Source organism: Paenibacillus sp. sg306046 (assembly GCF_059821225.1).
The window spans coordinates 1-12,576 of record NZ_JCAMRT010000052.1 but is presented as its reverse complement, the minus strand read 5'-3'; the positions used below and the strand labels follow the sequence as shown (position 1 = coordinate 12,576).

Below are 12,576 nucleotides of genomic sequence, written 5' to 3'. Positions count from 1 at the left end.
GAACGTTTCCCAGTATACAAGAGGTGCTTTTTTCGTTCAAAGCTCAAATTACTTCATTACAGGAATGGCTCCTATTTAAAGTTCACACTGTCCTTTACAACCTGATTGCCTATAACATCTAAAAGACCACCTGGGCTAAGAAAACTATCTTCGGGCATATGTTGAAGAACTGGTATATAGCCCGAGCCATTATAATTAAAGTAAGCTTCATAAGCAGGAAATTCGTTTCTTTTCCCACTGTAAGAAATCGTTCCCGCATCCTTGTTTATCCTAAAAGTTACAGAGTAATCCTCACATTCCGCACCCTGAGGATGAAATAACGATTGGAATTTTTGGAGGTAAACCAGCCATTAAATAGGTGTAGCGATGGTTTCAGGAACAAAACCATCGCTGAGGCAAGTCGATTCGATTAGCCGAGATAGACGGATTCATCCATACCAAGACAGGTCAACACGCGCTTCTCCTCTTTACTTAAGGGCCGGGCAAATTGTCGGGCTCGGGTCCCGTCTGTCAGGCGAAACACGACGACTTTCCGGTACCTGAAGATTTGAAAGATGGCGGCGGCCGTCGGCTTGCGCAGGATCCGGCCGCCCGATCCATGGATCGGGTTTTGCTCGGTAATGTGCTGGCGAATGCGTCGCTGGAACACCCGGTAGACGGTGAGCGCGAGCAAGAACAAGTACCCCAGTACCTTCACGCACTCCGGCTTCTTCAAGTAGATTTCATCCGTATATACGGGGTCCTTCAAAAAAGAGAAATTCATTTCGATGTGAATCTGCCCTTTATACAACCCGAGCAGCGCCGTCCCACCTATCCGTTCACCGCGCCATTCGGACGGCAAGGTGGTGGCCAGCACAAAGCGGGAAGCCCGCCGGCGAGCTTCCTGAAACCGCACTTCGTCCGCTGCGATTGTGGCTTGCAGCACGTAGGCGGCGAACGGAATGTGTCCCTTGAAAATCTTATGAAAATTGCCGAAGCGCTTCATGTACAGCTCAAGGAATTGTTTCACTTTGATGACCCGATTACAGACGAGCGAGAACGGGCGCTTGACGATGTCATCGCCATTCTGAACACGCTGGACATGCGAAAGATAGACATGGTCAAAAGCATACTGACTGAAATCACTTGTGCCTACTCTGATAACTAATAAGCTTGTGCGCTGACCGCCCGTCGGCGTACTTTTCGTCATGCTTAACCAACGATGAAAAAGCTGCCCGAGATTGTCAATCAAAAAGTGTAACCTTTGAAAACAAATCTAGCAAACGGTGGAGCCGCAGCTTGACCCGGAGCCTCTGGCGGGTCCGGTGCCCCCGCGATGGGCGAAGCGGCCAAAGGGCCTGTTTCGCTCCGGCGATCAGCCTACCAGACCCGCCTCCTCCGCATCAAGCTGCTTAACGCACCTGGACGCGCTCCGGATAACATACGGTTAATTGCAGCAGAATCTGACCCCAGTTCTGCACCCGTCCTGTCCATTTCCGTACCACATCCATCGTCGCCAGGTACACAGCATTTCAGCAAGGCGTCATCAGTCGAGAACATCGTCTTTCCCTTTGTCACCTTGCGCAACTGACGATGATACCCTTCGATCATGTTCGTCGTGTAGATCATTTTGCGTAGCTCTGGCGGGTACATAAAGAAGGTCGAGAGCTCGTCCCAATTCTGTCGCCACGACTTCACGATGAGTGGGTATTTCTGTCCCCACGTCTCTTCAAAACGCTCCAGCTCCTGCAAGGCTGCTTCCTCTGTTGCAGCTCTGTAAATCGGCTTTAAATCCTTGTAAGACACGTACCGAACCGAGTTGCGGATCTGATGGACGATGCATTTCTGAATGTCCGTTTTTGGGTAACAGGCGCTGATCGCCTGACCAAAGCCGGTCAGGTTATCCACACACACGAGTAAAATATCTTGGACGCCCCGGTTTTTCAGCTCGTTTAGCACGCTCATCCAGAACTTGGCCGACTCGTTTTCACCAATCCAGATGCCAGTACGTCCTTGTTGCCATCCAAATCGACACCAATGACCATGTAGGCCGCTTTGTTCACAATCGCCCCGTCCTGCTTCACCTTAAAGTGAATCGCGTCCAGAAACACAACGGCGTAGATCGGCTGCAAAGGACGATGATGCTATTCCTTGATTAGGGGCATGATCTTATTGGTAACATTAGAAATAAGTGCAGGTGAAACCTCACTCCCGTACAGTCCTTGCAGGTGATCCTGAATGTCCCTCGTACTGACGCCTTTGGCGTATAAGGCGGTGATTTGGTCCTCCATGCCCGTCACGTTGGTTTGATTCTTTTTGATGACCACCGGTTCAAATTCACCCAATCGATCACGTGGCACCTGGATCTCCATATCGCCATATTCCGTGTGGATTGTTTTCTTGCCGTACCCGTTTCGACTATTCTTCGTCTGCTTGTTTTGGTCGTAGGGTGCGTAGTCCAGCTGGGTATCGAGCTCTGCTTTCAGCGTGGCCTCCAGCACGTCCTTGAACATGTCTTTTAAGGTTGCTTGGATGTGCTCCACGGATTGAAATTTATGCTCCTCCACCAGCGCTCGGATATCCTGTTTGGTCCAAAATTTTGTTGTCATTTTTGTTCCCTCCGAATTCGATTGTTGATAGGTTTAGGTTGTCCCATCTTGATCGTTTTCAAAGGTTCCATTTTTAATTTTACACTCCCAGCTGCTGCGCCCCCACCTCATAGGTAAGCAGCCCGCTTCCAGTCCATCCCTCTACAATCTTCGTTCAATCAGGCCAATATCCTCCTGTACCCCTTTTTCCGCTTGTTGCAGCTGTTTTGAAAAATACACGAAATTAGTCCGTTTCGTCCAGTATGGACTTACTTGATAGTCTCTATAAATCTAACTTGATTTGATCAGCTAGTTCCATAACTCCCTTCCATTTTGATGATTTTCTAACTGCATTAACATTCCAACTGTCATCCTTTTGTAATTCTAGAACCAAATTTCTTAAAATAGAGCTTTTATACATTGTCTCCTTTGTGATTAGTCCAGCAGCGTTAAGCTTCTGAAGGTTGTCAGTATGCAAAAATGAAATAACCCCTGTATCAAACTCTTCAAAAATGTTGTATGCAATTATCACATCATCTTCATTCAGTAAAAAAGTTCCGCATCTACCAATAGTATCTACATATAGTTCCATAAGTCTTTCTACAGAAATTTTTTCCATGAATTAATTATTTCCTCCTACTTTTGAATAATAATTGCTTTATCGTTAGCTAACGGTTTGTAATCAGGACCTATTACCTTGACTTTACCAGTTTGTCCACTTGAGAATCCAATGTATGACCCTTCATGTATTCCTCCTCCTGGATGGTAGAACACTGATTTATCACCGTTCAAAAACTTCCACCCATTCCCCGAAGAGCCGTATGTACCTTTTGTCCAACCATCCCCGAGTGTTTTTGCTACTTCATCGGCCGATTTCCCCCATAAAGCTTTTGGGTTACTAAGAATATCATCATAAGATTTTAACTCAGTTATCCAATTTACTTGTTCGTTTCCATACTTGCTTGTATAGTATTCATTCCATTCTGCTCCTGTTCTTGGTATCTTTGCAGAGCTACCCACCTCCTCAACTACCTCATCAGCCTTCCCAATCCAACCTTTAACTGTAGATTTAATTGCAGTCCAGACGCTCTTGCCGTTTTGAGCAGCATATACCGCTCCTGTTTTTACACCAGTTGCGACACTTGGACCACCATAGTTCAGGGCTGCTTCTCCAAAATCAGATAAAAATCTTCCAGCATCAGCGAGATCATCAGCCATAATCTGGCCAAATTGTACCACGCAATCCCCATAATCTTCCACGCTACTATACGAACAATGTCCGCTCGGATCCGTATACCTTAAGGGTGTTTTCTATTCTAAAGTAGGTAATTTGGTCTGCGAAAGCAATCCAATGGATCGGTAGTAAATATCCACGCGCTGTACGCGCTTGCCGTTCACCTTCTCGGCATCGAATACAACGACTTTATCGATCAGTTCATTCAAGATCGGTTTTGTTAATTCCTTCATATCGGTGTATTTCCGAACCCGATCCAAGAAGCATGCCACATGCGTCTGGCGCTGTTCGGTTTGGCTCCGTTGTGCATCCAGCCCTTTGAGGCGCTCCTTGATTCGGGCATGTTCCTCCATAAATCCACGCGACAACGTCACGTATTGCTCATCAGATACCTTCCCCAAGGCGTTGTCCTCATACAGCTTCCGAAGAATGGTTTGCAATTCAGGCTCTCGCTTCGTTAACTGCTCCCGCTCTTTCGCCGCCGCTCGACCTTGCTCCTTTTGCTGGTTCCGGTTCATCGTATACAGCATCTCGACAAGCGTCTCTTCCTGTTCTCGGGATAAGCGGGAAAGCTGCTGGATATCCGTCAACAAAATATCATACACATCGACATAGCTGATGTAATGAAAGGAGCAGTAGGTGGTCCCGCGAGAACGCGACAGATTACAGGCGAAGCTGCCGCGCCCGCCCTTGCCGCCGTTGGTCTTGCTGCTGCCGCCGCGAGAGAAGGACAACCCTTTGCCGCATGTCGAGCATTTCAGCAGTCCTGCAAAGATTTGATGCTCTCCATCCTTCGTAGGGCGTTTCCTCACCCGAATCATTCTTTGCGCCAGGGCAAAGGTATCTGCATCTATCAACGGCTCGTGCGTGTTCGGCACCTCGATCCATTCCTCTTCCGGCACAGCGACGATGCGCTTTTTCTTGAAGGACGGCTTCGTTGCCTTGTGGCTCACCATATGCCCCAGATGGACGCGGTTTTGCAGAATCGTCTTGATTGTGGCAACACCCCAATCATAGGGATGCTTGAAGTTGACGACCTTCAGATAACGCTGGTGCTGCTCGGCCAGATAGGCGCGGGGAGTCAGGATTTGATCCGCCCGCAGCGCTCTGCCGATCTTAAAGGGACTGTACCCTTCCACCGCCAAGCGGAAGATGCGCTGCACAACGGTGGCTGTCTGCTCATCCGGTACCAGCTTATGCTTATTCTGCTCGTCTTTGCGGTAGCCGTAGGGAGCAAAGGCTCCGGTGTAATCGCCGTTCAAGGCTCGCTGGCGATAACCGCTCTTGACCTTGCGGCTCGTATCGCGGACGAACCATTCATTGAACAGATTGCGCAGCTCCATGAAATCATCTTCGCCTTTGGCGGTATCGATGTTTTCGCTGACGGCAATAAACCGAACATTATGCTCGGGAAAAAACACTTGAATGCACAGGCTCGTTTCAATCTGATTGCGCCCCAAACGACTCAAGTCCTTGACCAGTACAATGTCGATCTTGCCCAGCTCAATATCCCGTTTCATCCGCTGAAAATCGGGGCGATCAAAGTTGGTGCCGCTCCAGCCGTCGTCTGTGTAAACCTCCACCACATCAAAACCATTTTCCTTTGCAACCCGTTCCAGCATAATTCGTTGGTTTTCAATGCTCATGCTCTCGCCGCTCTGCTCATCATCCCGGCTTAAGCGACGATAGATCGCGGTTCGAGTCGTTTGCTGTTTTTTCATGCCCCGTCCTTTCCCAGCAACAAATCGGCTGATTTCAGTATACGAAATATTCCGAATCGGGAGTAGTGTGCGGCCTGTCCGTCAACGTCACGCGGCAGGACAGGCCATATGGCAGGCGCGGTTTCCCCTCAGACCTTCATGAGCGACCGGCTTGCTCCTCTTCCCATTCCCTCCAAATCAGCCGCCGGATTCGCTCATGAAAAGTAGATTGCGGGCAGTCGTAGCTTTGTACCATATATCGGGTGCGTCCCAACTGCACCTCGCGTCTGCGCATACATCGTGACGGCTCCTTGCCGGAATCCGGCAACCTTGCGTATGAATTTTGCCCAACATCATCATCCAGGAAGCGAACATGACGTGATCCATTCCCCTGCTTCATCGGAATTCCTCCCCGCCGGAACCATGTTAGTATAGAACCGTAAAATGGCCCTCTACTAGCCTTTTCATTTTTCAGGCCAAATCGGGCAGGAAGCCCGCCATGATTCCGACAAAATCGTGAGGCCCAAAGCAAAGAACCGCTATGCGGTCACACAGCGGCTTGTTTCTAGCTATAGGGGATAGGGAGCAGGCGTGTTATCCGGCCTCCGATGGTTCAGAACTTCCGATCGCAGTAGCCTCGCTTTTGATGATAGTCATTCAGAAGATGATCCAGTTCTCGCGATTTCTCCAGCACCTGCGCTTCCTGCAACCCAAGCGTCCATGTCAGCTCATTCAATTCACGGCGTACCGTTTCGATCTTTTCCCGCAGTTCATGGCGTTCATCTGCTGCCATCATGGCCATGATGCTCCCTTCGCAAGCGTGATCAGTGGCCATCCGGTTTTTCTTGCTCATCGAAGCGCTAAACAAGCTACCAGGTTCGCCTCCTCATCCATCATATAAGAATGATTACTATTTATTTTTCAATTTCAAAAGATGAATTCAATTATATATGATTGTTTATACTATATTTATCAATCATATATATATCTGCACATTTGCCCCTTTCTTGCCTACACTTTTAGTAGACAGTGGGCGAGGGAGGAACGTTATGAATTATACGACGACATTGGCACGCATCGGACAACTTGTCCGACAATGCCGGATCAGTCAAGGATTGACGCAAGAACAGCTAGCCGAACGAATTAGCACTAGCTCCACAACCATTGGCGCGATTGAGCGCGGAGAACGCAATGTCACAACCCGCACCCTGCATCGGATTGCATCAGCTTGTGATACGGATGTGTTCACTATGCTCCTTGTAGGGCAACCGGACAATGACATGCTTGCGGAGATCATTGCCCTGCTCATCAACCGAAAGCCAGCCGAGCTTCGTATCGCCCTGAACGTGCTGCAAAGTCTTTATCCATCCTCGAAGTAATGCCCGGGGAGCCTGCTTGGTGCAGGCTGGCACGGGGATTCAGCCTCGGGTGATGGCGCAGTCTCCTGTTCATCTGACCGTTTTGTAGCTGATACATAGGCCTGTGGCTGTTGCAGGCTTCGCGGGCGGATTGTGGTTGCTGCGATCACTTCCGCATCAATCTGTTGAAACTCGCGCCAATAGCGTACGACCTCATCCGCTAACCACTCCCATTCTTCCGCAGCAAGCCCCAGCCGACTCTGATGGACGTACAATACCGTCTGAACCGCTATTTTGATATGTTGGTGCGTAGCCCACCTCTCCTTTCGGTCTCCTCATGGGAAATTGTACCACACAAAAATAATAGAGACAATTGTATGAACGAATAGTCGTAACTATAGACTCCAACCTCCATTTCCATTCGTCTACACTCTGTTCATAGAGAGGTTGTGGTACGATATGGACGCATTTTCTACCCAGATTGGCGCCAAAATCCGCATGCATCGACTGGCTCAAGGGTTAACGCAGGAACACCTGGCTGAGCGGAGCAGCATGACGCCCTCGTATATCGGGCAGTTGGAGCGTGGCGAAAAAGATATTCGCGTCAGTACACTTGAGAAAATCGCTGTGGCCTTGAACTTGAGCATGCATGACATGTTCGCAAACGAGGAAGAGTCGACGTTAAAACAACATAAATGGGTATGGGATAGTACCATCTTGATGCTGCGGCATTCGGAGGCGCATCAGGAGCAGGCGTATCGGATCTTGAAGGAGCTGCTGGAGCCTCAGTTGTCAACGAGGCGGCATTCGGATTCGTAAAGCTGCCCCCATAAATCGCAAGTCGAAAGCCGCCCATAGGACGGCTTTCGGCCTGTTCAGTGGATATCTCCCTTCCAAACCAGAGGCCGTAGCTTCGCTTCATTTGCTGCCGCTACCTGCCCTCGCAGACCCAACAGCCTTTTGCTTTTCCGCATTGGCGTGTTGCTGTCCTTCCGGGTGGCACGAACACGCTACCTACCGTAAGCGCCCGCGTTTCTGTTTATTTTCCGCTTTCTGTTGTGCTGAAACGGGTTCACGGTTACGCAGGTTGTCCCTGATCGCGTCGGAGCGCGCCAGAATGCCCGCGCAAAGCTTGATCTCCTTTCGAAGCGCTGCTCGTTGACGGGTATAGGCGGCGATCTGCTCCCGGTACGCCGCGATCTGCTCAGGCTGCTGGCAGCGGCGAAGCCGATTGTAGATCACCTTACGGTAGCTGGAGATGCGCAGCACCTCGGCTGCCAACTGCTGCTGGTAATCCGCCAACTGCTCCCGGTTGGTTATCCGCTGTCGGCAAAGCAGCTTGGTCTGTTCGCCGAGCTGTGACAAATGCTGCAAGTCTTCCCGCAACAAAAATAACGTCCGCCGCGGGGAAGGACGCGAGCGGGGCAATTGCCCCAAAACGTATAGATACCGCACGTACAACGCTTGAAGACCGGTGAGCTTCCGAAACCGGGCAGAAGGCTGTCCACGAACGAGTATCGCATGCTTGCGCCGCGGTAGCGGCAGGCGCTTTGCTGTGATCCGGTCGAGAATTCGTTGTTTGATCGCGGTCTCGGTGTACGCCCCACCCAAGCTGCGCAGGCGAACAAACCTCGTTTTCCCTGGCGGGCGGATGGATATGTGCTTGACATGTGCCTTAATGCTGTAGCCTTTGTCTTGCAATGCGGTATAAAACTGGCTCATCGTTCTGGCCGCAGCTAACGCGTCCTCCACATCCTCGCGAATGATACCGCGCCAGGTCGGCTGATTATCCTGATCGGCTCGCCATTCTCCATAATGCTTGCTCTGCCCACGTTTCGGCTCTTCAATGACGGATAGGGCATGCTCCCGGCATAACTGGTCGGAGGCTTGCCGCATCCGCGCATAGGATGCCTTATTGTCGTAATAGCGCTTACCATCCATGAAGGAGACGGAATTCAGCACGAAATGATTATGCACATGATCCTTGTCCAAATGAGTGGCAACGATGACCTCAAACCGATCTCCCCAAAGCGTCTGCGCCAGCTTCACGCCAATGGCATGCGCCAGCTCCGGTGTCGTTTCCCCCGGCGCAAAGGATTGGTAGCCATGAAAAGCGACAATGCCGCCCGTTTTCTGAAATTGCCGTTTGGTTTGCTGCATGTCCTCATACGCGGTGACGGGGTCGCAGTGGATGCCGCTCACATAGAGCTGCCGCTGCGTTTTGGCGGAAGAGGCGGCATAGGCCAGCGATTGCTGGAGCCCATCCGCTCCCACGTGCTCTTGCTCCGTTTTGTCCGGATTCATGGCATAATTCAACACGCGCTTTAAACGGTCGCTCACATCCCATATCGCGGTCGTCGCCATGACACTCTATTCCATCCCGGGAAGAGGAACCGGCAGTCCGCTCCGTGGCTCCGGCGCAGTGACAGCTTCCCGTATCTGCCATATCGCGCTACGCAAGTCGTCGGCTTCACGCTGGAAGATGGCGCAGTCCGGGTGACCTGTTGCATGAGCCTTTGCCGCGAGCTGGTTTAGATTATTGCCGATGGCGCGAAGCTCGCGTAGCACCGCGTAATATTCCGCAGGCGGCAACGGCCGCGGCACGTAGCCGCTGATTAGCGCACGCAGATAGGCTTCTCGAGACAGACCGGTTTGCCGAACGTCATTCATCAGGCGAATATGCTCCGCTTCATTTAATCGCAGGAGGAACGAAATCGTTCTTTTCGGCATATATGCTTCACATCCTTTCGTATCATCGGACGGGCGACAGAAAGCCAACCATCGTGCTTGCTCAACCGGTACAGCTGCGCAACTCGTCGGGTTTTAGGGGCGCAGCCCCTAACAAGCGAATGAAAGATATCTTCATTCAGTGCTTGCTGCAATTTCGGACAGCGTCCTACATTGCCATTCAGGCACCTGCCGGGAAAAAGAGGGGTAGTCCTGCGGTACCTGCATCCGCGCCTAATCCCAGTGAATAGGAATCGCACGATCGCACGACCATGTATCAATGGCTTCATTCAGAGAAAACGGAAGGCATCAGCCTTCCGTTTTCCATCCATACTTATTTAGCTGTAGACCAGTTCACCCAACACCAGTTCCTCCGCTTGTTGCTTTAGGCCGTTCATATGGCTTTTCCAGTCCAAGGGATGAGCGGCTTTATCCGGGGCAGGATATCGTTTCAGCAACCGCTCCATTGTCCATTCCACTTGTTCCCGCGCTGCCCGGTCAACTTCCGCCAGATGCGAGTTCAATTGCTCGGACAACATCAGATGGGCGTAGGAACCCTTTCGTTCGGTTTTCAGAAATGTCTTTCGCAGCATTCCGTACTTCCCGATTGGGAGGGCTTCCTGTGAAGTCAAATTTGGCAGCAGATAATCCCCGTCTGTCCGGTATGTCAGTTCCATAGGCAATCATCCCCTTTACACATAGTCTACTTCCATTGTGCGCGGAGGGCTCCTCTCTTGCAAGGGTGCGGAAGAGCGGGACGGAGAATCGGTATACGGCAACCGCTTCTGAGCGGATTCCGACCAGCGGGTATTTCTTCGTTCGAGCCGCCTTTGCCGTAGAATTGGTACAATCCTCTTGATCAGGCTTTCTAACATCATGTTCCGAAAAGCGCTACAGCATCGTGATTTTGTTGGTCATTCGCGCTCCTTCGGCCGAATAGCGGGATGCAAGACGGATCAAGCCGCATTGCTCCAGACGACGCAAATGACGGCGAACCGCAGAAGTCGAGAGTCCCATCTCTATGGCAAGTCGGCGGGAAGAAAGGCACACAGTGCCGTTTCGTCCTCCCGCAACATCCAGCAGATAGCTATACAGAAGCTTGGCCGATGATGGCAGTGCAATTCCGGCCAACAGTCGATAGCGAGTCAAATCGTTCATTTCGTCCTCCATTTCTCGTAGTCTCCGGCGCGTCCAAACAGCCTGCATACGGGCAAGTTTGGCTCGTTGTGTAAGCGTGTCGCGCTTGTCAGGGGGATGTTTTCCCGGCTGGTCAACGATTGGGGAATTTATCGTTCATGCTCCCTTTTCCGCTTGCGAGACCACTCCTTCAACAATTGCACAAGCAGCTCCTCCAGTTGCTTTTCGGTAATTTCCTGCGGCAAAAAGCCTTTCACCCGCTCTCGGGGAATGACCAGTTTGGCTTGCTGTGTCGATTTTTCTTCCTCCATGATCACGGCGATCACTTCCACGGTCAAATTGCCCGATTGGCTGAGCTTTTTCATGCGTTGCGCCTGTGCCAGCGAGGGGGTGCGATCCTCAGCTTGCATTTTTTCCAGCAAAGCCGTTTGCTCCAGTTCCGACAAATACGAAATTTCAACCGCTGGACTGAATGCCATCTGTTTTTGATCCACCATATCGAGAATGGCGGGGATAAGCTCGGTCAGGCGGATGTAGCGTTGAATCTGATTCCGGCTTTCTCCGACCTGATCGGCCAGAAGCTGGTCGGAGCGTTTTTGTGTCCCAACTTGGGACACATTATCTTTGTCCGGTCTTCCTGCCTGCCGTTTCATCGCTTCCAACTTCATTTTGTAGGCGAATGCCTTCTCGCTTGGCGCTACATACTCTCGCTGTAAGTTGCTGTCTATCATAATAATGATCGCCTGATCGTGATCCAGTTCGCGAACAAGGCAAGGAATCGACTCTTTTCCGGCCAATTCGCTTGCCCGTTTCCGCCGATGCCCGGCCACCATCTCATAGCCGCCATCCGCTTTGGGTCGCACAAGAACAGGCACCAGCACTCCGTATTGCTTGACGCTGTCGGCCATCTCCAGCATTGCTTCATCCGTTTTCACCTTGAACGGATGCTCTTGAAAATCACTGATCTCTGCAAGCGGAAGCTCCAGCACCTTTTCCCGCGCCGCCTCTTGCCGGCCTTCCTCTGTGACAAACAAATCATCCACGCTTGTCAGCTTGATGCCCGCGCGCCGCTGTTCCTTTTCTGCCACTTTTCGCACCTCCTGGATTTTGTTTGTCCTGATTCGTCATCCTGCTTCATCCGACGGACGGTGGTTGACCGTCTCCATAGGCGCATGCTACGCCTCCCCCAGGATCGCTGCGGGCCGCCCCCATTGCGATAAGCTGTGGCTGGGCGGAAGTATCTTGAACCCTCCATGCAGGTCATCGCCGAAAATGGAACCACCATTTCGTTATGCTTCGCGGGATCGCTCGCCGTTTGCCCCGCAAGATGAAACGGACAAGAACAATACAGGTCATGGCGCGCTGGCATACTGGCTTTCCTTTGAGGCTACATGGGGAATTGACCGGATGAATTTGTATTCGATTGTCAATGAGCGGTGGCGAGGGATTTTTGTCCCTCTATAAGCCGTTTCATTTTTTTGGGGAAATCGGGTATCGGATCGTTTTTTTAATGAATCACTATGGAGATGTAATCGAGGAAGGCTTGAAAAGCATATTACAAAGCAACATATACAACAAAGACGACGGCCATTAGGTACAAGTCCGTATGCAAGAATTGATGACTGTGGAGCACCTACTAAAAATTTGCCGCTACTGACAAAAGCGGAGAACCGTGTCACAGATAGTGGTAAAGCAGAGGGTCGAGTTAAAAGTGGAAGCAGCTATGCTCCATCTACGAATAGGAGCGTAAATGTTTCAGCACACGTGAAGTGCTGTGCGTCACTAGTAGAACGCTCCTGAAATAACGTTGTAAACTTAATGCTCTAGCCCATAGCTCCAACGATGGGGCACCG

At 51.0% G+C, this 12,576-nt stretch carries 11 protein-coding genes and 2 pseudogenes; 2 read left to right on the top strand and 11 right to left on the bottom strand.

The genetic code is table 11. The annotated features are described in order from the left end of the window. Positions 1-409: 409 nt before the first annotated feature. The 6 genes and pseudogenes from AC6ROY_RS25000 to AC6ROY_RS24975 all read right to left on the bottom strand — a co-directional run. A pseudogene (locus tag AC6ROY_RS25000) lies at positions 410-928 on the bottom strand (IS1634 family transposase); the annotation flags it as partial. Between the two features lie 463 nt (positions 929-1,391). Further along, positions 1,392-2,588: pseudogene (locus AC6ROY_RS24995) on the bottom strand (IS256 family transposase). A gap of 262 nt (positions 2,589-2,850) precedes the next feature. Continuing rightward, positions 2,851-3,186 (bottom strand): hypothetical protein, encoded by a 336-nt coding sequence (locus tag AC6ROY_RS24990; protein ID WP_500103280.1) that lies wholly within the window; start codon positions 3,184-3,186, stop codon positions 2,851-2,853. A gap of 17 nt (positions 3,187-3,203) precedes the next feature. After that, on the bottom strand, positions 3,204-3,806 hold the full coding sequence (locus AC6ROY_RS24985; RefSeq protein ID WP_500103279.1) for a hypothetical protein: 603 nt from the start codon (positions 3,804-3,806) through the stop codon (positions 3,204-3,206). A gap of 72 nt (positions 3,807-3,878) precedes the next feature. Continuing rightward, on the bottom strand, positions 3,879-5,522 hold the full coding sequence (locus AC6ROY_RS24980) for a recombinase family protein (RefSeq protein WP_500103278.1): 1,644 nt from the start codon (positions 5,520-5,522) through the stop codon (positions 3,879-3,881). Positions 5,523-6,114: 592 nt separating this feature from the next. Next, a complete protein-coding gene (locus AC6ROY_RS24975) occupies positions 6,115-6,303 on the bottom strand; it encodes a Spo0E family sporulation regulatory protein-aspartic acid phosphatase (RefSeq protein ID WP_500103277.1) in 189 nt (62 codons plus the stop codon). Between the two features lie 247 nt (positions 6,304-6,550). Here AC6ROY_RS24975 and AC6ROY_RS24970 point away from each other — a divergent pair, with 247 nt between their 5' ends. Beyond that, complete coding sequence (locus tag AC6ROY_RS24970) at positions 6,551-6,880, top strand: helix-turn-helix domain-containing protein (protein WP_500103276.1); 330 nt, start codon at positions 6,551-6,553, stop codon at positions 6,878-6,880. A 438-nt stretch (positions 6,881-7,318) separates the two neighbouring features. After that, complete coding sequence (locus AC6ROY_RS24965) at positions 7,319-7,678, top strand: helix-turn-helix domain-containing protein (protein WP_500103275.1); 360 nt, start codon at positions 7,319-7,321, stop codon at positions 7,676-7,678. 195 nt (positions 7,679-7,873) lie between these two features. Here AC6ROY_RS24965 and AC6ROY_RS24960 read toward each other — a convergent pair whose 3' ends face one another. From AC6ROY_RS24960 to AC6ROY_RS24940, 5 genes are all read right to left on the bottom strand, one after another. After that, positions 7,874-9,223 carry a relaxase/mobilization nuclease domain-containing protein gene (locus tag AC6ROY_RS24960; RefSeq protein WP_500103274.1) on the bottom strand — a complete coding sequence of 450 codons (1,350 nt, stop codon included), beginning with the start codon at positions 9,221-9,223 and terminating at the stop codon, positions 7,874-7,876. Between the two features lie 6 nt (positions 9,224-9,229). Continuing rightward, positions 9,230-9,589 carry a plasmid mobilization protein gene (locus tag AC6ROY_RS24955; protein ID WP_500103273.1) on the bottom strand — a complete coding sequence of 120 codons (360 nt, stop codon included), beginning with the start codon at positions 9,587-9,589 and terminating at the stop codon, positions 9,230-9,232. Between the two features lie 335 nt (positions 9,590-9,924). Further along, positions 9,925-10,263, bottom strand: a complete 339-nt coding sequence (locus AC6ROY_RS24950) for a TnpV protein (RefSeq protein WP_500103272.1) — start codon at positions 10,261-10,263, stop codon at positions 9,925-9,927. Between the two features lie 214 nt (positions 10,264-10,477). Next, a complete protein-coding gene (locus AC6ROY_RS24945) occupies positions 10,478-10,756 on the bottom strand; it encodes a helix-turn-helix domain-containing protein (protein WP_500103271.1) in 279 nt (92 codons plus the stop codon). Between the two features lie 116 nt (positions 10,757-10,872). Next, a complete protein-coding gene (locus AC6ROY_RS24940) occupies positions 10,873-11,811 on the bottom strand; it encodes a ParB/RepB/Spo0J family partition protein (protein ID WP_500103270.1) in 939 nt (312 codons plus the stop codon). Between the last annotated feature and the right edge of the window lie 765 nt (positions 11,812-12,576).